16 protein-coding genes are annotated in these 20,471 nt (G+C 59.6%); 6 read left to right on the forward strand and 10 right to left on the reverse strand.

The features are described 5' to 3' along the window. Nucleotides 1-87: 87 nt before the first annotated feature. From EXY20_RS34220 to EXY20_RS34235, 4 genes are read right to left on the reverse strand one after another with little or no spacing between them, the layout of a single operon-like run. Complete coding sequence (locus EXY20_RS34220) at nucleotides 88-450, reverse strand: immunoglobulin-like domain-containing protein (RefSeq protein WP_135556927.1); 363 nt, start codon at nucleotides 448-450, stop codon at nucleotides 88-90. A 54-nt stretch (nucleotides 451-504) separates the two neighbouring features. Then, complete coding sequence (helD, locus tag EXY20_RS34225; RefSeq protein WP_135556958.1) at nucleotides 505-2,865, reverse strand: RNA polymerase recycling motor HelD; 2,361 nt, start codon at nucleotides 2,863-2,865, stop codon at nucleotides 505-507. Further along, nucleotides 2,855-3,568 (reverse strand): response regulator transcription factor, encoded by a 714-nt coding sequence (locus EXY20_RS34230; protein ID WP_135556928.1) that lies wholly within the window; start codon nucleotides 3,566-3,568, stop codon nucleotides 2,855-2,857. The genes helD and EXY20_RS34230 overlap by 11 nt, the downstream gene beginning before the upstream one ends. Continuing rightward, entirely contained in the window at nucleotides 3,565-5,889 is a 2,325-nt protein-coding gene (locus EXY20_RS34235; protein WP_135556929.1) for a sensor histidine kinase, read from the reverse strand. The genes EXY20_RS34230 and EXY20_RS34235 overlap by 4 nt, the downstream gene beginning before the upstream one ends. 232 nt (nucleotides 5,890-6,121) lie before the next feature. Between EXY20_RS34235 and sda the strand changes: the two genes are divergently transcribed. Beyond that, nucleotides 6,122-6,256: a sporulation histidine kinase inhibitor Sda gene (sda, locus tag EXY20_RS34240; RefSeq protein ID WP_135556930.1), complete on the forward strand. Its 135-nt coding sequence runs from the start codon at nucleotides 6,122-6,124 to the stop codon at nucleotides 6,254-6,256. A 242-nt stretch (nucleotides 6,257-6,498) separates the two neighbouring features. Here the strand turns inward: sda and glgA are convergent, their stop codons facing one another. The 4 genes from glgA to glgB all read right to left on the reverse strand — a co-directional run bounded on the left by glgA (nucleotide 6,499) and on the right by glgB (nucleotide 12,212). After that, entirely contained in the window at nucleotides 6,499-7,932 is a 1,434-nt protein-coding gene (glgA, locus tag EXY20_RS34245) for a glycogen synthase GlgA (protein ID WP_135556931.1), read from the reverse strand. 33 nt (nucleotides 7,933-7,965) lie between these two features. Further along, complete coding sequence (glgD, locus tag EXY20_RS34250) at nucleotides 7,966-9,075, reverse strand: glucose-1-phosphate adenylyltransferase subunit GlgD (RefSeq protein ID WP_135556932.1); 1,110 nt, start codon at nucleotides 9,073-9,075, stop codon at nucleotides 7,966-7,968. 40 nt (nucleotides 9,076-9,115) lie between these two features. Further along, a complete protein-coding gene (locus EXY20_RS34255; protein ID WP_135556933.1) occupies nucleotides 9,116-10,252 on the reverse strand; it encodes a glucose-1-phosphate adenylyltransferase in 1,137 nt (378 codons plus the stop codon). 61 nt (nucleotides 10,253-10,313) lie between these two features. Further along, nucleotides 10,314-12,212, reverse strand: coding sequence for a 1,4-alpha-glucan branching protein GlgB (gene glgB / locus EXY20_RS34260; protein WP_407944951.1), 1,899 nt, complete (start codon nucleotides 12,210-12,212; stop codon nucleotides 10,314-10,316). Nucleotides 12,213-12,420: 208 nt separating this feature from the next. On the opposite strand from glgB, the gene EXY20_RS34265 reads away from it, so the two are divergent. Beyond that, on the forward strand, nucleotides 12,421-13,503 hold the full coding sequence (locus tag EXY20_RS34265; RefSeq protein WP_135556934.1) for a glycoside hydrolase family 15 protein: 1,083 nt from the start codon (nucleotides 12,421-12,423) through the stop codon (nucleotides 13,501-13,503). A 7-nt stretch (nucleotides 13,504-13,510) separates the two neighbouring features. Here the strand turns inward: EXY20_RS34265 and EXY20_RS34270 are convergent, their stop codons facing one another. Then, complete coding sequence (locus tag EXY20_RS34270; RefSeq protein ID WP_135556935.1) at nucleotides 13,511-15,478, reverse strand: stalk domain-containing protein; 1,968 nt, start codon at nucleotides 15,476-15,478, stop codon at nucleotides 13,511-13,513. Nucleotides 15,479-15,601: 123 nt separating this feature from the next. Here EXY20_RS34270 and EXY20_RS34275 point away from each other — a divergent pair, with 123 nt between their 5' ends. The 3 genes from EXY20_RS34275 (at nucleotide 15,602) to EXY20_RS34285 (ending at nucleotide 18,435) form a co-directional block, all read left to right on the forward strand. Then, entirely contained in the window at nucleotides 15,602-16,693 is a 1,092-nt protein-coding gene (locus tag EXY20_RS34275) for a peptidylprolyl isomerase (protein WP_135556936.1), read from the forward strand. Nucleotides 16,694-16,852: 159 nt separating this feature from the next. Continuing rightward, nucleotides 16,853-17,722 (forward strand): class I SAM-dependent methyltransferase, encoded by an 870-nt coding sequence (locus EXY20_RS34280; RefSeq protein WP_135556937.1) that lies wholly within the window; start codon nucleotides 16,853-16,855, stop codon nucleotides 17,720-17,722. Then, nucleotides 17,719-18,435: an RluA family pseudouridine synthase gene (locus tag EXY20_RS34285; RefSeq protein ID WP_135556938.1), complete on the forward strand. Its 717-nt coding sequence runs from the start codon at nucleotides 17,719-17,721 to the stop codon at nucleotides 18,433-18,435. Before EXY20_RS34280 ends, EXY20_RS34285 begins: the two co-directional genes overlap by 4 nt. Before the next feature lie 201 nt (nucleotides 18,436-18,636). On the opposite strand, the gene EXY20_RS34290 is transcribed toward EXY20_RS34285, so the two are convergent. After that, a complete protein-coding gene (locus EXY20_RS34290; protein ID WP_235886337.1) occupies nucleotides 18,637-19,536 on the reverse strand; it encodes a helix-turn-helix transcriptional regulator in 900 nt (299 codons plus the stop codon). Nucleotides 19,537-19,591: 55 nt separating this feature from the next. Here EXY20_RS34290 and EXY20_RS34295 point away from each other — a divergent pair, with 55 nt between their 5' ends. Next, the gene (locus EXY20_RS34295) at nucleotides 19,592-20,446 is read left to right on the forward strand and encodes a phytanoyl-CoA dioxygenase family protein (RefSeq protein WP_207671381.1); all 855 of its coding nucleotides are present in this window, start codon (nucleotides 19,592-19,594) and stop codon (nucleotides 20,444-20,446) included. The last annotated feature ends 25 nt before the right edge of the window (nucleotides 20,447-20,471 follow it).

Here is a 20,471-nt window from a genome sequence, read left to right on the forward strand (position 1 = left end):
AAACCGCAAGCGTTTGCTCACTTCTCATTGTACTGAAACAAGCTGCGAAAGCTTTATCCGGATCGGATAACTTCTTATCAATTGTTGCTAAAATATCGGATCGTCCTCCGGCTCTTGCGCAGCCACCGTCAGCAGGAACGACTTGGTCGCTGCCGCGTCGCCGCGGCGAATCGTCGCCGTCAGCGCAACGGACACGTCGCCGTACGACCGCCGGTGCACGATGCCGTAATTCGACACGACCGACGCGTCCGAGCTGGACCAGTCGATCCGCGTGCCGTGCAAGCCAAGACCCGGCATAAATACATGGCGCGTGACGCGCGCATCCGTATCGCCCGGCTTCAGCCCGACGGCCAATTGCGACGCTGCAGCCGCAACGGCGGATTCGTCGCCGTCCACCGGCGGAGTCGTGATATCGGCATCCTTCGCAATCTTGCTGTCCATCATTCCCATCGTCTGCCCCCTATCCTGGTGAAACCAGTATAGCTGGGAATTCTGACAAATTTCTCACAAATCACTCGGCCTTACGCCATGATCCAAAAAAACGGAAGGCGCGCCAAGCGAAAAAACGCGCAAATGATGCATCGCCCGCGTGCAAGCGGTGTACAGCAAGTTGCGGTCGCTTTCGCGGCCGTAAACCGCCTGCGAACCGTCAAACAGCAGCACCGCGTCGAACTCGACCCCTTTGGCCATATAGACCGGCATCGCCTGGGTCACGGGCGCAAACGCGCTCGTCTCTTTCGTCACCCGAGCGAGCGGCACATGCGGCCGCAGCAGCTCGCAGGCCAGCTCCGTTTCCGCCGCGGTTTTGCAGACGACGGCGATCGAGACGACACCGCGAGCCTGCAGCGCGGCAATTTCCGCCACGATCAGCGCCGCCAGCTGCTCGCGGCAGTCCGCCACCGCGATCGTCGGCCGGTCGCCGCTGCGGCGAAACGGCTCGATCGCGCTGCCATCCGGCAGGATGCGGCTGGCGAACGCGACGATTTCCTGCGTCGAACGATACGTTTTGCCGAGCCGGTAGGCGATGGCGTTCGTTTCGCCGAACAGCGCCTGCATCGACGCCGCACCTTGCGTGCGGCCCGCTTCGCCAAGCAGCGCCGTCCGGTGCGGCATGATCGCCTGGTTCCAATCGCCGAGCACCGTCAGCTTCGCCCGCGGAAACAGCCGCTTCAAATAGCGGTACTGCAGCGGCGAATAATCTTGCCCTTCGTCGACCATCACGTACTTGATATGCGTATAGGTCTGAAAGCCTTCCACCAGTTCGCGGATGACCAGCAGCGGCGTCGCATCCTCGTACGCCAACTCGCCCGCCTCCAGCCGAAGCAGCGTTTGCCGGCAGATGGCGTCCCAGTCCGCAGGCAGCGGCCGACCGCCGTTCGTTGCGGCGAACAACTCCGGATCGGCGAACAGCTGCGCATACAGCGCCGGCACGTCGACGAACGTCTTCCGTTTGATGCCGGCCCGCAGCGGCTTGAACCGCTTGCTCACAACAGCCCGCGCCAGCAGCGCCCGCTCCTGCTGAAAGTCGTCGAACAACTCGTCCGCGGCCGGCCGTTTCTTGCGCAGCTGCGCCACGGCACGGGCGTAATCCTCCTTGTCCAGCAGCTCGATCGCCGCCTCCACCCATTTGCGCTTGCGCTCCGCCTTCGCCAGCGTCGCAAGCTCCGCAAGCAGCCATTCCTGCAACGCTTCGATCCGGTTGTGGAGCCTGATGCCGCTGTCCATGGCATAAAATTGCGCCGCCAGCCGCTCGCCCGGGATGAGCACTCTTCCGCGGAACACGATGTCGCGAAAACGCATGCCGCGCTGCTCCAGCAAGGCGCAGTAGCGCTCCAGCGTCTCGTAGAAATCGGCAGACGCCTTGTGGCGAATACCGGCCATCCGCGCGTCGTAGCCGGGCAGTTCGCGCGCCGTCAGCGCGTACTCCAGCTGCGTGTACGGATGCTCAAGCTGCAGCAGGCCGTCCAGTCGGAACGCCAAATAGTCCTGCAGCGTCGTCTGCTCGATATTCGCTTCTCCCAGTTCCGGAAGCACGGTCGATACGTAACTGTTGAACAGCCCGTTCGGCGAAAACAGCACCATCTGATCGGCCCGAAGCGATTCGCGATGTTTGTACAACAAGTACGCCGCGCGCTGCAGGGCGACCGACGTTTTGCCGCTGCCGGCCGCCCCTTGCACGACAAGCAGCTTGCCGCGGTCGTCGCGGATAATGGCGTTCTGCTCCTGCTGAATCGTCGCCACAATGCTGCGCATATGCGTATCGGCGCTGCCGCCAAGCGCCTGCTGCAGCATTTCGTCGCCGATGGCGACGCCGGTGTCGAACATCAGCTCCAGCTTGCCTTGCTTGATCACGAATTGCCTTTTCAGCTCCATCGTGCCGCTAACCGTGCCGGACGGCGTCGCATAAGCGGCGGGCCCCGGCGCATGGTCGTAATACAGGCTGGAAATCGGCGCCCGCCAGTCGTACACCAAATACTGCTGCGTCCTGTCGTCCAGAAACGAAGCCAGGCCGATATACAGCCGCTCCGTCGTTGCCTCGCCCCGCTCGGCAAAATCGACGCGGCCAAAATAAGGCGACTGCCGCAGTCGCTCCAGCTTGCCGATCGTCTCTTGGGCGAACGCCAGCGTTCGCTCCCGTTCGGACAACAGCGCCGTCTGCTGGCGAATGCCAGCTTCGGTTTCCATGCGGTCGTCGCCGCGTTCGATATTGACCGTAATGTCGCTCCAGAAATGTTTGCGGATGTCGACCACTTCGGTTTTGCTCTCGACCGCGTCCCGTTTCAGCTTCTCCAGCCGCCCGCCGATCCGCCCGACCACCTCGCTTACGCGCAACGATTCTCGGCGGCGCTCTTCGTCAGAAATCATCGTCACGCCTCTCTCCCTTTCCGTTACGCGCCGGCGCAGGACGCCCGGCCGCCTGCGACATGTAGCCGGCGTAATATTTGCTGTGAATAAACCGTTCGATCGCCTGCGCTTTGGAGGAGACGCCGAACTTGTCATATATTTTTTTCAAATAATTGTCGACCGATCGTTTGCTCGTGTAAATTTGTTCGGAAATTTGCTCGTGCGTCATCCCACCGAGCACCATGCCCATAATATTCAATTCGTCCGGGGTAAGCACCGGATCGGCCTGGTAAGCGGCATCGCCGAGCCGCATCCGGTGAAACAGCGAAAGCGGCACGACCGTCGCCCCTTCCCGCAAGCTTTCGATCAGACGCACCAGCATCGCCTCGGACGCTTCCTTGGACATGATGCCGCTGATTTGCAGATCGGCCAGCTTGTTGAACAAGTCGCCTACGTCTTTGCCGGTGAAGATGACGACATGAGTTTCGGGATACTGCACTTTGATTTGTTCGGTCACATCCCGGCCGGACATGTCGGGCAGCTGGAAATCGAGCAAAACGATATCGGGGCGGAACTGCTCCACCATCTCCAGGCACGACTTGCCGTTTCCGGCGATGCCGACGATATCCAGCCATTCGAGCTTCGTCAGCAGTTGTTGCGTAGCTTGCGCCATCAGCGGATGATCTTCGACGATCAGCAGACGGCATGTTGCCCGAGGTTTCATGCGCTGGCTCTCTCCTTAAGGGGTAACGTGATGCTGACGCGGACGCCGTTTCCGATGCGCGAATCGATCAGCAAGGTGCCATGCAAATGCGCCACTCTCGATTTCAACTGCTCCAGCCCGAAGCCCCCGGTCGACAAAGCGGCGGTTTCCTTCGGGTTCGTTTCATAACCGACGCCGTCGTCCTCGTATGCCAGCTCGAGCCGGCGGTCGCGAATAAGCAGCGACAGATCAAGCGACGTGGCCTGGGAATGCTTGCGCGCATTATGCAGCAGCTCCTGCACGATGCGGAACAGATGCCGCTTCATCTCGAGATCGCACGCTTCGATGCCCGGGACGGGACTTGCGTCGAAGCGGATCGTATACGGGTTCCCGTACGATTCCTGGCGCACGAGCTTCTGCAGCGACGGCACCAATCCGGTCTCCTCCAGCAAATAAGGATGCAGCTCAAAGCAGCTTTGGCGCAAATTCGTATTGATGATATCGACATACTCCATGTGGCTGCGCAGCAGTTCGGCCGACTCGTCGGACAACGGTTCGCGATTCGCGAATGCGGCCAGCTTCCGTTTCAAATAAAACAAATCCTGCATCGTCGTATCGTGCAAATCGCTGGCGATGCGAATCCGTTCCCGCTCCTGCAGCTCGAACATCAGCTTGCGGAACCATTCGAACCCGCTCGCCGACTGTTCGTTCGGCAGCTGCGACGCGAGCTGCTCCAGCCGCGTGGTCAGCTTGCGGATCAAATGAATGTTCTCCAGACTGACCGCCAAATACGAAATGATCAGCTTGAGCCACTGCGCTTCCTCGGCGGGAAGCCGCTTGTTCGAATGCAGCCGCGTGGCGATCAGGAAGCACGTATACTCTTCCCTGCGCGTCACTTCGAACAAATGATAGTCGGGGTGTTCCGTTATGCCCGCCATCGCCAGCCGCTCGATCCGTTCCTCGTCGATGTTGCCGAAGGCGATCGTCTCCGGCACGTCGCGGTACAGGAACACGATCGCCGCTCCTTGCAGCTGCAACGCACGGGCGATGTCGACCAGGATCACTTCCTTGAGCTCGCGGAAACTGGACACGGATTCGAGCTTGTGCGCGATATGGTTCATGGCGGCGCGAAGCTCCTCCTGCCGGGGGAACATCAGCGGGTTCAGCTTGGTCGTCATGAACTCCAGCGCATACAGCACAAGCGTGAACACCGTCCAAACGGAAACGAACACGCCGAACAATGGAAAGCCGGGCACATATTCGCGCACGAACAGCCACATGATCGCGGTCGCCAGCGAGCTCGGCAGAATGGCCAGCAGCGCCGTAAACGCCAATCGCCGCAACACGCCGGGCGCATCGAACAACTGCTTGGTTACGATCAAATAAGCGAACGTCATCGGGAACAGCATCGACAAGTAGCCGGTCGCATGAGTGTCGAGAATCGGCCCTGCCCCAAGCAGCAGCGGCAAAAACGACAGCAGCGCAAACGGCGCAATCGAAACGAGCAGCGAGATGCCGATAATTGCCAGGAGCGGCGCATGATAGGTTTCCCGCTTGCGGTATTTGACATGTACGTAAACCAGCATCGCAAACAAATGGACGAGGCCGAGCAGAAACAGCGAAACGGTAATCAGCGTTGCACTTGGGTAAAACCGGCTCCCTGCCTCCCGGAAAAACAACGAGCCGCTTGTCACAATCGCCGCCGCGTCGATTGCATACATGGCGTACAGCCAGCGGCGCGTAACGGCCACATCGCTGCGATCCTGCAGAAAGGCGAGGACGAAATGGCACATGACCGTCGGCAGCAAGTTGACGCCGTTCAGAATCAGGAATTTGCCGAGCGTATCGCCGCGAGCCGAAGCGACCAGACACAAGAAAATAACGCCCATCAGCAGAAACAGGCCAACTAGCAGCCGGGCCGACGGCATGCCGCGCACGCTGCGATAAAACATCGCCCCGCAGGCGAAACAGATCAGCTCGCCGGCAAACGCAAGCAAATCGTAATTGCTCGCCCGGGGCATCTCCTCCAGCGACACGACACGATTCATGCCCTCCCTGGCCACAACCAGCTCGTTTGTTTGCGCGACGCTGCCCCATTTTTGCAGCAGCGCGTTGCTTTCGGCCGGCTGTCCGTCGATTTGTACGACGGCGTCGCCGGGCGCCAGCCCGAAGTGCGGGCCGATGCTCGTCCGGTCGAAATCGGAAATGACCCATTCGCCATTGCCTTCGCTCCATTCGACGTCGATGCCGACGATCGGGTAGTGGACGACCAACAGCACAAATTTGATCTGGATCAGCAACAGGAGAACAAGGAACAAGCCGTACCGTGCTTTTCTTATCATGGGGATCGTCTTCCGTTTCGCATAAGGTTCCCCGCAAGCGCTGCGAGCTTTGTCGGCGGGAGCGTGCGAATTGCATCGGGATGCATCAAATTTGCGTCGAAACTATGCCCAATTCCGTATAAGATGAACATAAGATCTTTCGTCTTTTCCTGACATCGTGCAGAACGTGCAGACCTGAGCGGAACAGCCGCCAAACGACCCGGTTCAACCGAAGTGGAGGAGTGAAGCAACTATGCGGAAACTGTCGGATCGCTATTTAATCGAATGCTACCTGCAAGCGGTGGATATGAAGCTCGACGAAGCGTTTATCCGCCTGCTATATTCAGAAATTACAAGGCGCAAGCTGCCCATTCACCCGAACCGGTAAGCTGGCGCGAACGAACGGACTTGCCAGCGTCTGGAGGGAAAAGGCTTAGCCGACGGTATCGCATCGTCGCGCTAAGCCTTTATTGCATTTAAAAGACTATTGATCACGAAGCAATTCCGGAAGCGTATTCGGCATCGAATCTTGCGTTCACCCTCGAAGTCCGTTGCTCATTTAGGTTCATCCTAAACTCCGCTACTCCTTCTTCGGGTTCTCGCAACCTTTTCGGTGCTGAAAAGCCGTCTTTATTCCGCGTCCAGCGTCTTGCGATACACGGCAACATATTGTTTGGCGGCGCGGTTCCAGCTGAAATCGGCGCCGCGCAGGTTGGCCATCAGCCGCGGCCACGTCGCTCCGTCGCCGTACATCGCTACGGCCCGGCGAATCGTGTACAGCATGTCGCCCGCATCGTAATGCGTAAAGCTGAAGCCTCGCCCTTCGCCGGTATATTCGTTGAACGGCTCGACCGTATCTTTCAGTCCGCCGGTTTCGCGCACGATCGGAATCGAACGATAGCGCAGCGCAATCAATTGCCCGAGACCGCAAGGCTCGAACAGCGACGGCATCAGGAACAGATCGGAAGCCGCGTAGATGTGGCGCGCCAGCGCGTCGTCGAACGTCAGCTGCGCCGATACCCGCTGCGGATATCGCCAGGCGGCGTCGCGAAACAACTGCTCGTAGCGCGCTTCGCCCGTGCCGAGCACAACCAACTGAACGTCGAGGCGCATGATGTCGGGGAACACGGCTTCGATCAGATCGAAGCCTTTCTGCTGGACGAGCCGCGACACGACGCCGATCAGTGCCGGCTCCTCACGTTCGGCCAAACCGAGTCGGCGCTGCAGCCCCGCCTTGTTCAGCCGCTTCTTGGCGAGCGAATCGCGATAGTGGCTCGGAATGTGCGGATCGGTCATCGGATCGAACGTTTCCGTATCGATGCCGTTGACGATGCCCGTCAGCCGGTCGCCGCGCCACCGCAGCACGCCGTCCAACTGCTCGCCGTACTCCGGCGTCTGGATTTCCCGCGCATACGTTTCGCTGACCGTCGTCAGCCAGTCGGCGTACATAAGTCCCGCCTTCAGGCAGCTTCCCCCGTCGTAGAAGCCGATGCCGTCGTACGTGAACGGCTCATCCCCGATCGACAGCAAATCCTTCAGCACCTCGCGCGGGAAATGGCCGGCATATTTCAAATTGTGAATCGTAAATACCGTCTTCAGCGGCGCGTAAAATTCCGTTCCGGCCAGCTGCTTCTTCAGCATAAACGGAATAAGGCCGGTTTGCCAGTCGTGGCAATGAATGATGTCCGGCGCAAACCCGAGATGCGGCAGCGCCGCCAGCACGGCGAAGCTGAAAAACACGAAGCGCTCCGCCTCGTCGCCGTAGCCGTACAACCCCCGACGTTTGAAATAGTATTCATTGTCGATGAAATAGAAGACAACGCCATCGACGGCGAGCCGCTGGATGCCGCAATATTGCTCGCGCCATCCCATTCGCACCGACAGCGTGGCGATCGTTTCCATCGCCGCCTTGTACCGTTCCGGGATATCTTCGTATTTCGGCAGGATCACCCGTACGTCGACGCCGCTTGCCTGCAGCGCCTGCGGCAGCGAGCCGATCACATCGGCGAGTCCCCCCGACTTGACGAGCGGCACCGCCTCCGATGCGGCGAACAGCACGTTCATGGTGGCGCCTCCTTTGTTTGCGGCCTACTTTGCTCAGATCACTTTCCGCTTCGCGGCAATGAACGGCGCCGACAAGTCGCCGCGCAGCTCACGGCCTTTCTCCACTACGACTTCCTTGTCGAGAATGGCGCTCACGATGCTGGTGCCGGCATGAATTTCACCGTTCTGCATGACGATGCAGTTTTTCAGCGTCGCCCCTTTGTGCACCTTGACGCCGCGAAACAGGATGCTGTTCTCGACTTTGCCGTCGATCACGCAGCCGTTGGCGATCAGCGAGTTGCCAACCTGGGCGTGTTTCAAGTATTTGGTCGGCGGTTCGTCCTTGATTTTCGTATAGATCAGGCCGGGTTTGAAAAACAGTTCGCTCCACACGTCCGGATTCAGCAAATTCATGCTGTGTTCGTAGTAACTGGCGATCGTATTGACGACGCCGAGGTAGCCCTGGTGCTCGTAACCGAAAATCGCCAGCCGGTCGGTATTCTGCATGATCGCGTTGCGCACGAAATGGTCGTAGCCTTCGGCCAGCGTCGTGGTCACCAGGTCGAGCAGCAGCTCTTTGCGCAGCACGAACATTTCCATCGACACATTGCCGCTTTCGAGTTTGCCGCCGTGGTCCTGCATCGCCTCGATCCGGCCGTCTTCGCGAACGCCGAGCTTGCGTGTCTTGGCGTGCGACTGACCGCTGCCGCCTTTGTATACGACGGTAATGTCGGCGTTCCGCTCGATGTGCGAACGGACAACGGGACGCAGATCGATGTTGCATACCATGTGGCTGCGCGAGATGACGACAAATTCTTCCTTGCTGCGATGAAAATAGTCCCGGTGCCGGTAGAAGTGGTACAGATCGCCCTTCAGCATCTCCTGCAGTTCGTCGACGGCGGGAGGAAGCAGGAACAGGCCGCTGCGCTTGCGGTCGAGGTCCCAATCTTTGCCGGAGCCGAGATGGTCCATCAGCGAGCGGTATTTCGTATGCGTGAATACGGCGACGTTGCCAATGCCCGAATTGACCATGCTCGACATTACAAAATCGATCAGCCGGTATCTGCCGCCGAACGGCACCGAAGCGGCGCAGCGGCCGTAGGTCAGCTCTTCGAGGCTTTCCAGTTCGTTGACCAGATTGATGACGCCCATTACGTTTTTCATCCAGCATTCATCCTTTCGCTAATGGCATGCGGGGCGGCCGTCATCGTCCGATCGTTTCATGACTGCCCACAAGCGTAATGTCGTCCGAATCGTCGCTGCCAACGAGACAGCCGTCCGAGACCGTCGTGCCTTCGCCGATAATCGCCTTGCGGATCACGGCGTTTTTGCCGATTTTCACGCCGGGCATAATGACCGAATCTTTGACGATGCTGCCTTCGCCGACATGAACGCCGTAGAACAGCACGGAGTGCTCGACTTTGCCGAACACCATGCAGCCTTCGTTGATGAGCGAGTTTTTCACTTTCGCGCCGGGGGCAATGTACTGCGCCGGCTGATTCGGATTAAGCGAATAAATGCGCCACGAGCGGTCGTTCAGGTCCAGCATCGGCTTCTGTTCGAGCAGGTCCATGCTCGCTTCCCACAAGCTTTCGATCGTGCCGACGTCCTTCCAGTAGCCGTCGAACGGATAAGCGAACATGTTCGCCTTGTCCGCCAGCATCGCCGGAATGACGTCCTTGCCGAAGTCGTTGCTCGATTCGCTGTTGTTCTCGTCGCGGATCAAGTAATTTCGCAGCGCTTTCCAGGAAAAAATGTACACGCCCATCGAAGCGAGGTTGTTTTCCGGCTGCTTCGGCTTCTCGGCGAATTTCGTCACGCGCATGTCGCCGTCCGTGCTCATGATGCCGAACCGGCTCGCTTCCTCCCACTTCACTTCGATCACGGCGATCGTCGCGTCCGCCTGCTTCTCCTTGTGATAGGTCAACATCGCGTCATAATTCATTTTATAAATATGATCCCCGGAAATGATAAGCACGTACTCCGGATCGTATTGCTCGATGAAACCGATGTTCTGGTAAATGGCGTTGGCGGTTCCCTTGTACCAGCTGCCGCCCTTCTTCTTGACGTGCGGCGGGAGAACGGCGACGCCCCCTTCCTTGCGATCGAGATCCCACGGCGTACCGATGCCAAGGTAGGCGTTGAGCACGAGCGGCTGGTACTGGGTCAGCACCCCGACGGTGTCGATGCCGGAATTCGTGCAATTGCTGAGCGTAAAATCGATGATGCGGTATTTGCCTCCGAAGTGGACGGCCGGCTTGGCCAAATTGTTCGTCAACGCGCCGAGACGCCTTCCTTCGCCGCCTGCCAAAAGCATGGCGACACATTCTTTTCGCTGCATCTTTGCTCGCTCCTCTCCTGTATTGGCTCCCGCCTCGCGAGCCTTCCCGCTTGCCCGCAGGTTACTCGCGCTTCAGCATGGCGATGCCCAGCGGGGGAACGCTCATGGCGATACTGTGCGGCCGGCCGTGCCAAGCGACGGCTTCCGCTTCTAGCGGCAGCGGGTTCGTCACGCCCGAACCGCCGAAACGCTCCGCGTCGCTGTTCAGCAGCTCGCGATACGTCCCTTTGGCCGGCACGCCGATGCGGTAATCGTGATACGCGTCGGGGGAAAAGTTGCACAGCACCACAAGCTCCTCCTTGCGTCCGAAACGCACGAACGACACGATGCTTTGCGCCGCATTATCCGCGTCGATCCAGGCGAACCCGGCAGGATCGTGGTCCATCTCCCACAAGCTGCGCTCCCGCCGGTACAGCTGCTGAAGCGCACAGACATACTGCCGCATGCGGGCATGCATATCGAACTCGAGCAGCCCCCAATCGAGCTGCTCCAGGTCTTTCCATTCGTCGAATTGGCCGAACTCGCCGCCCATGAACAGCAGCTTCTTCCCCGGGTGCCCGATCATATAGCCGAGCAGCAGCCGCAGGCCGGCAAATTGGCGCCAGTAGTCGCCCGGCATCTTGCCAAGCAGCGACCTTTTGCCGTGCACCACTTCGTCGTGCGAAAGCGGCAGCACGAAATTTTCCGAGAAGGCGTACAGGAGCGAAAAGGTAATGAGGCGGTGATTGTGCTGCAGCCGGCGCTCCTCCGGATCCAGCTTGACATACTTCAGCATGTCGTTCATCCAGCCCATATTCCATTTGTAATTGAAACCGAGACCGCCGCCTTGCACCGGAGCGGTAACAAGCGGATAATCGGACGAATCTTCGGCAATCATGAGCGCCTGCGGGTAAGCGGCGAATACGGCGCTATTGAGTTTCTTCAGGAATGCGACGGCATCGCGGTTGATCGTGCCGCCGTCCTCGTTGTACGTCCACATGTCGACAGGCTTGTCCATGTTGCGGCTCAACATGCTGGCGACCGCGTCGACGCGCAAACCGTCGATATGGTAAAGGTCCATCCAGAACATGGCGTTCGAGATGAGGAAACTTTGCACTTCCGGACGGGCGTAATCGAAGCTGAGCGTTCCCCACTGCGGCTTCTCCGCCCTGCGCGGATCGGCGTATTCGTAAACCGGTTCGCCGTCGAACAGCCGCAAGCCGTGCGCATCTTTGCAGAAGTGGCACGGCACCCAGTCCATAATGACGCCGATGCCGCGCCGGTGGCAACGCTCGACGAAACGCATGAACGCCTGCGGCGTGCCGAAGCGGCTCGTGACGGCGTAATAGCCGGTCACCTGGTAGCCCCACGAGCGGTCGAACGGGTGCTCCGCCAGCGGCAGCAGCTCCAGATGCGTATACCCGAGCTCGACCGCGTAGTCGATCAGCGTATCGGACAATTCGTCATACGTATAAAACTGCTCCTTGCCATGCACCCGCCAGGAGCCGAGGTGCGCTTCGTAAATCAACAGCGGCCGATTGAAGCTGCTGGCGTGTTGCTGCCGCTCCATCCATTCGTCATCCTGCCAAGCGTAGCCGTCGAGCCGCATGACAATAGAGGCGGTGTTCGGCCGCTTCTCGGCAAAAAACGCGTACGGATCGGACTTCTGAAACGGGGCGCCCGTCTTCGGCTCGATGTAATATTTATACAGCGTCCACTCGCCGAGGCCGGGGATAAACAAGGACCACAAACCGGAGTCGTTGCACCGCTGCATGCGATGGCTGTCGCCGCGCCAACCGTTGAACGCGCCGACGACGCTGACGCCCGCGGCGTTAGGCGCCCAAACGGTGAAACGAACGCCCGCGGTTCCGCCTTCGGTGCGGATATGCGCACCGAACATGCGATAGCTGCGAAACAGGCTGCCTTCGTGAAACAGGTGCATATCGTGTGCGGAAGGAATCGTTTCGCAGTCCATTGGCATGTTCCTTTCCTGTTTGCGCTATGTCAGGTTTAGCAACATTTTACCATAAATTGACCCCGGGTTCATGGGGGAATTTTTTTCCGCTCGCGCATGCGATTGGGCGTTGACGCTTCTCGCATCATTTCATATCATAAGTTACGATAAACGAAGACAGGCGAGGCCAACATCGTTCGGTCCGACCCGGCTTCGGAAGGGGTTGCCATTCGTTATGCTGAAGGAAAGCTACGCCGTGCTCGAGCGACTGCGCCATCCGGAGCACGTTTTTTATGCCAGCAGCTCGGACGATTATCGGTACGTCTGGATCCGGGATACCGTATATATGTCGCTTCCGTATGCCAACAAGCCTGACAGCCGGTATGAACAAACCTATCACCGTCTGTTTGATTTATTTCTCTCCTACGAGTGGAAGTTGGATCAATTGTGCACGCGGCGTCCCGAACACGTCTGGGAATACATTCACGCCCGCTATTCCGCCGAGCTGAAAGAAATTCACAACCAGGAATGGGGACACGCGCAGCACGACATGATCGGCGCCTTCCTGTACGGCACAGGTCTCGGCCTGCGCCAAGGCAAACGGATGCTGCGCGATCCCCGGGACATCGACATAGTGCGCAAGCTTGTCGCCTACCTCGAGCGGCTCGAATATTGGCACGATCCGGACAACGGCATGTGGGAGGAGGGCCGCGAATTGCACGCCTCCTCCGTCGGCGCCTGCGTCGCCGGCCTCAAGGCGGTTCAGCCGTACGTTAACGTGCCGGAAACGCTGATCGAACGCGGGCTGCGCACGCTGCTGACGCTGTTTCCGCGGGAAAGCGAAAGCAAACCGTGCGACCTCGCCCTGCTCAGCCTCGTGTACCCGTACCGCCTGTTCACCGGCTTCCTCGGCGGCAAGATTGTCGCCAATGTGCGCGAACGGCTGCTGCGCGCCCGCGGGGTCATCCGCTACGAAGGAGACAGCTATTACAGCACACTCGAACGGGCTTACGGGCGCAGCCAGCCTGCCGGCTTCTACCTTGGCAGCGAAGCGGAATGGACGTTCGGGCTGCCGTGGCTGGCGCTCTGCTGTCGCGAGCTTGGTCAGGACGACGACGCGAAGCGGTTTCTCGCCTTGACGGAATCGGTCATGCTCGAGCCGGGCGTATGGCCGGAATTGTATTATGCCGGCACCTCGGTGCCGAATCCGAACACGCCGCTCGGCTGGAGCACGGCGATGTACATTCTGGCCAAGGAAGCGATAGCGCCGCCGCTCGAACAGCGCCATATGGCGCAGCGTGCCAAGGCGACGCCATAGCCTTGGCTTAGCGCGTGGCGATGTTCACCGTGCGCAAGTCGTCGTCCCACGTGACGGTGCCGCCGAACGCCATGCCGACATAACGGGCGGGCACCATCGTGCGGCCGTCTATCAGCTGTGCCGGCACATCCATATCCGTGGCCACTCCGTTGACCGTCATCGTCTTGTCGCCGATGCGCATGACGACCGTTGTGCCGCCCTTGCGGCCGGTAACGGTCCGGGTCGCGTCGTCGTATCCGACGGTGGCGCCGAGCGTTTCGAAGATCGCCCGCACCGGCGCCAGCGTCCGCTCGTCGCGAATGACCGGCGGCTGCTCGAAACGGTATATCTCGCCGTCGATCGCCACCGCGATTTCGGACGACAACGTCCGCGTGCGCGCAGCGACCTGACGGCCTTCCCGGTTGTAAACGCGCAGCTGCAGCGTCGATCCTTCCGGCACATCGCCGGCTTTCAGCGAAAGCGCGTAAGGCGGGCTCGTTTCCGTCTTGACGACGACGTCGTTCAGCACATACTCCAGCTTGCCGATGTAGATGTCGGGAATTTTGACGAACGGCACGATGCGCGTCTCCCGCACGAAAGCCGCCGCCCCGTCGTTCCGTTCATACGCCAGCGGCACCGCCGGCTTGGCCCCCTGCTCCACCTTGCTCAGAAACGTCGGCGCGGCGATCAGCCGTTTGTACGCGGCCAGTATGGCGGGATCGCCCCGCAGCGAATAGTCGTTGTGGGATTCCGTCTTCCCCTGATCGACGTTGAAATACGTAATCGCCTTCAGGCGCGGGTATTTCTTCGGCATGATTTCGTACAGGCGCTCCAGGTTAAGCAGCCCGTAGGCCTGGAAATTGCTGCCGTCGGTATGCACCGCATGCGAAACGCCCGTTTCGCTGAGCATGAGCGGCTTGCGCGACGCATACAGCGAATACAGCTCGTCCAGCCGCTCGATCGGGCTGCCGGCAACCATCGGGTCGTTCGGATCGCCGTTGCCGTAAGGTTCGGTGTACAGGCTGACGCCGACCCAATCGACGTAATCGTCTCCGGGATAATAAGCGTCCATCGTATAGCGCGGCACGTCGCCCGGGCTCCATACGAGCGCCACGTTCGGCGCCTCCTCGCGCATGACGTTGTAGATGAGGCGGAACTTCTCGATATATTTCTGCGGATCGCCGTGCCACGGCACCCAGGCGCCGTTCATTTCGCACGCGTAGCGGAGGAAGATCGGAATGCCCGCCGCCTTCGCGTCGCGCGCCCACTGGCGCAAATACGGCCCGTCCACCACTTCGTCCAGGCCGCCCATCGGCTGCCAGCCGATCTGCAGCGCGCCGCCGGCCGCCTTCGCATTTTGCGCGTGACGGGCCGGGAACGGCTGCCCCCAGTTCGAATAGGCGAGGAACATGGCATGTTTTTTGCCGTAGACCGATTCTGCCTGCGTGAACACGTTGCCCATCTGCGGATCTTTCTCCGAATACAAGCCGATGTAAGTACCGTAAGCCGGCTCGAACTTGGCCAGTCCGCCCTTTGCCGGCGCCGCCAGCCGGGCGGCCGCCGCCGGATCTTCGTTTTCTACGTAAAGGTCGACGGTCGTGCGAATTTGTTCGGCGCGCTGCAGGTCGGACGCCCCCCAATTTTCCCCCGCCTTCAGCCAGTACTCGTTCTCCCTCTCGTAGTAAGGAATGGCCGTCTCGTAATCGCCGATGCTGTCGAAATATTCGCCCAGCCGCTTTGCGTACAGCGCCGCGTTGGTCCAATTCCCCGTCTCCGCGTCGTGCTCCAGCAGCAGCTTCCAGCTTGGCACCGCGCCGGCCGTATTGCCCGCCTTCACTTCGGCTTGCGCCTTCAGCTCCGCGTCCCAGTACATGTCCGCGTATGCAGGGGCTCCGCCCGAGGCGAAAAACAGCGTTGCGGCGAGCGGAATGGCGATGGCTGCCGATTTGGCGGCGCGCCCCCGCAACTTTTTGCCTGGTATTGTCGTCTGAATCATGGGAAATCAATCCTTTCCGGTCTCTGGCGATCGCCAAGCGGCAAAAAATTGTCGAACAAAGGAGGATTCGCTCGGCAAAGGTAGAATATAGTCATGACAAAAATATCATAAGCGAGGGATACCATGAAAGACAAGCTGAAAGGACTGGTCATGGGCATCGGGATCGGCGCCATGTTGACCGGAACGGCGGCATTCGCCGCAGACTCATCTTCCATCGACGTTTACTTCAAAAACATCACCTTCCTCTTCGACGGCGCGCAGAAGCAGCCGGCATCCGACCAGAAGGCGTTCATCTATGATGACACTACATACGTTTCGCTTCGTTTCGTAAGCGAAGCATTGAACCAGGAAGTCGATTACAACGGCGATACCGAAACGATTACGGTCGACCATAAAGTGATTGTCGCCACGTACATGAACGGAGACGTCGAAGAAACGATTACGAAGAAACAATTCGCGAAGTTTGTCGCCATTCAGTCGCTGGTGAAGGAAACAAAAGACGAAATCGACGAAATCGATGCGATCAACGACATGATCGCGCTGCGCGTATTGTACGCCCAAGGCGACGCCTCGGTCAAAAATGCGATCAAAGACCAATCGGTGCTGCAGGCACAACTGGCCAAAATCAAGGCAAAAGCGGCGATCGGCTCCGGCTGGGATCGGGAGAAAAGCCGCCTGAGGCTGTCCGACAGCGACATTCTGAGCTACGTCGGCACCCAGATCGTCGCCACGCAGGCGCTGAAGCAAACGGCCGACGACGCGCTGCTGCAAACGCAGTATGACCTGCTCAAGGCGGACAACACTTTCGACTACGCCACCGTCCAAAAAATCGCCATCAGCACCAAGTCGCGCACCAAAAACGCGGCTATGGAGCGGGCGAACGAAGTGCAGGAGAAGCTGCTTGACGGCGCAAGCTTCGCTGAAATCGCCGGCGAATACTCGGACGAAACCACGATCAAGAGCGACAATGTCAATGTGGGCGACTTGCCGGCAGGCGTGCGCGAGGCGGCGATCGAGCTGCCGATCGGCGAAATCAGCGGCCCGGTCGAAGGCGACGGCGCGATCTACATCGTGAAGGTGGACAGCCGGACGACGAAGAAGCTGGACGACGTCAAATCGCAGCTGCGCGATCTCGTGCTGCCGACGCTGACGGAGCAGTTCAAGCAGATCGAGCTGCCCAGCCTGATTGTCGAAGTCAACCTCGAAGCGGAGTAATCACGCGGGCACGAGCCGCAGCAGGATCAGGATGCCGGAGCAATCCGGCGTCCTTTTTTGTATGCAGGGCATTGGAAACGGCCGTTGCCATCGTGTACAATGGAGCGTATCGGCCCGCAAGCGAAACGGGCGTTTATCACAAACAGAAGGATGTGTGCCATGTTCGCGGCAAACGATTGGCAAGATTACGAATTGCTCGATACCGGCGGCGGCGAGAAGCTGGAGCGTTGGGGAGGCTTCGTGCTCAGGCGGCCTGACCCGCAAATCATTTGGCCGCTGGAGCGGGAAAACGCCATGTGGACGTCGGCCAGCGCACACTATCATCGCAGCTCGAGCGGTGGCGGCCACTGGGAAGAGCGCGTCAAGCTGCCGGACCGCTGGACGATTTCGTACGACAAGCTGAAATTTCATATCAAACCGACCAGCTTCAAGCATACGGGCCTATTCCCCGAACAAGCCGTCAACTGGCAATGGATGATGGAACGAATCCGTTTGGCCAATCGTCCGATCCGCGTGCTGAATCTGTTCGCTTACACCGGCGGCGCTACGGTGGCTTGCGCAAGCGCCGGCGCGGACGTATGCCATGTCGACGCCGCCAAGGGCATGGTGCAATGGGCCAAAGAAAATGCCGCCCTGTCCGGTCTGGCGGACAAGCCGGTGCGCTATATTACCGACGACGTGTTCAAGTTCGTGCAGCGCGAGCAGCGGCGCGGCAGCCTGTACGACGCGATCATTATGGATCCCCCTTCCTACGGCCGGGGACCAAGCGGAGAAATGTGGAAGCTGGAAACGCACCTGTACCCGTTCGTCGAATCGTGCAAAGCGATCTTGTCCGACAACCCGCTGTTTTTCCTCATCAACTCGTATACGACCGGCATTTCGGCCAGCGTCCTGACGAATGTGTTGTCCATGACGCTGAAGCGTTCGTATGGCGGCACGATCACCAGCGGCGAAATCGGGTTGCCGATTACCGCTTCCGGACTTTATTTGCCGTGCGGCATCCTCGGTCGCTGGGAGTCGCAGGCATGAACGATCGGCCGGCCATTCCCGTCCTTTACGAAGACAATCATTTGCTCGTCGTCGTCAAACCCCCGAACGTCCCCGTCCAGGAGGACGACTCCCGGGATGCCGACATGCTGACCTTGCTGAAGGACGATCTGAAGCAGCGGCACAAGAAGCCCGGCAATGTTTATCTCGGTCTGGTGCACCGGCTGGACCGGCCGGTCGGTGGCGTTATGGTGTTCGCGAAGACGTCGAAAGCCGCCTCCCGCCTGTCCGATGCCGTGCGCACGCGCAAACTGGGCAAAACGTACGTGGCGGTCGTTTACGGCAAGCCGCCGGCCGCTGCCGGCACGTTGACGCACCGTTTGCGCAAGGACGAGCGCACCAACACCGTATCCGTCGTGCCTGCAGGCGACCCGAACGGCAAGGATGCGGTGCTGCATTACCGCGTTGTCGGCAGCGAAGACGGCTTCTCGCTTGTCGCCGTCGATCTCGTCACCGGGAGGCCGCATCAGATCCGGGTGCAGTTCGCGGCGATTGGCTGCCCGCTGTTCGGCGACCAGCGTTATGCCGGCGGCCGCAGCCGACCCGGTGAACAAATCGCGCTGTGGGCGACGCTGCTAGGCATTCCCCATCCGGTGCGAAGCGAGGAGACGCTGACGTTTCGTTCGCTGCCCCCGCGCGCGTTTCCGTGGCTGTTGTGGACGGAGGCGCAGTTGAGCGAAGCCGCCCCCCATTGAACGCAAACGCCGCAGCCGGACATGTCCGCTTGCGGCGTTATTGCTTGCCCCTCCATTCCCTCCCGTACCTCCTTGTCGAAATCGGTCCCGTTTGGCCAAAAGAAGTCCGGTTCGTCGCTGTTGAGCCCGGCTGCCGTTTGGTACACTGACGTCGAACCGGCAGAAGTTGTTTCCCGCTCCGGGTTTCGCAAACAAAACGTTTCAGGAGGTGCTGCCCCTTTTGCCGCGGTCGCGGTATTGCGCCGGAGAAAAACCGATTCGGGCCGTAAACAAACGAGTGAAATAAGCGGCGGAATACCCGATTTCGCCGGCGATGAACGCAATTGCTTTGTCGCTGCCGCGCAGCAAATCTTTGGCAATTTCCAGTCGGGATTCAATCAGCTTCTCTTTGAACGATTGGCCGTACGTCCGCTGCAGGAAACGATTTGCCTGTTTCGGCCCAAGATGCAGCTGGTCCGCCAGTTGGCCCAGCGTGAGCGGCTCGCCGCAACGGGCAAAAAACTGTTCGGCAATCGGGATGCGCAAGTCGTCCTTGCTTTTGCCCGGCAACGCGTACGAAACCGAATCGCGGCTGCGGTCCGCCCGCATGATCGCTGCCAGCATCTGCAGAAACAGCCCTTGAATTTGGGCGTAAGCGCCGGCAGAAGGCGCCAGCAGCTCCGCCCGCATCTGCTCCATCAGGCGAAACAACGCCGCGTTGCTTGCGGCGGACACTTCGGCGAAAGGAATGTGACCGGCAGCCGCAAGCGTTGCTTTCAATTGCCTGGCCTCTTCGCCAGGGAACGTATCGGCGCGATCATGGGCTTCATGAAAGGAGAATTGAATCGCAACGTTCGTCATGCCGCTCCCTTTGCGCTTCCTGATGGTATGAAAGACATACGGACCGATCAAGTGAACGGTGCCCGGCTGCAGCTCGTAAGCGTCCTCACCGATATGCAGCGTACCGGCGCCGCCGATAATGAACTGCAGCTCGTAAACGGAATGGTTGTGCTTCGGATTGTAAGCAGACGAATAGCCGGGCTCCAACGTCCGGTTGAACAACAGATCGAACTTCAATGAGCCCAGCCTCACGCTGACGTTCAATTGCTCCCATTTGCGCATTTGCAATGGTAGGCCCCCTTTTGCCGCAACCACTTTTGAAACGGAGGATCCCGCTATGGATATGCTGCCTGCCGCACACGATCAACTGCTTGAGATGGATTGGGCCGCCCTTTCGCACGCCGAACGGGTCAAATGGCTGGAGTTGGAAGGATTCGTTATGCTGCCGGACCTGCTGACGCCGGAACAGCTTCGCGCGATTAAAGCAGAGCTGGCACGATTGCCGCTTGCCGCCACCGATTACAGCGACAAGCAGCTTGGCGCGCAAAACGTTCAATGGACCGATTCGCCGCAAGTCATCGATACGATTGCCCATCCGGAAGTGACTTCCTTCCTGGAACGGCTTTTTGGCGACGAGTTGGTATTCACTTCTTGCGTTTATGCGCTTTCTCGGCCCGGCCATCCCGGCATCGCCATTCATACGGATGCGCAGCCGTACGGCTCCAGCATTTTCGGCAAACAAGCCAGTTCGCCCCGGTTGGTGCGGGTGCTGTATTATTTGGACGACTTGACGCTGGAAAAAGCGCCGCTGCTCGTCATCCCCCGCTCGCACTTGTCGCTGCACGCCGACGGCAATCCGTACAGCCGCTACATCGGTCATCCAGACGCCAAAGCGGTGACGTGCCGGGCGGGCTCGGCGGCCATCATCAATCAAACCGTCTTTCATGCCAACTTCCCGAACGTCAGCGCGGAAGACCGGGGCTTGCTGGCGATCGCTTACCGGCCGGCATGGGCCGGACCGATCGAAGACATCGAGGACTGGGATCCGAATCGCGTCGCCCGGCTGCCGGAGCATGTGAAGCCGTTGTTCAAAAGCCGGAATACGCGCCATATCGACTATAACGTGCCGAATCGGCCGACCGGCATGAGACGCGACGCGCCGGGCATCAGCCCGGGACGTTGGGGATATTGACCAACAGGGCCGCAGCAACGATCCG

It is taken from the genome of Paenibacillus cymbidii, from assembly GCF_004764705.1.
In the GTDB taxonomy this organism is placed as follows: Bacteria; Bacillota; Bacilli; order Paenibacillales; family NBRC-103111; genus Paenibacillus_AN; species Paenibacillus_AN cymbidii.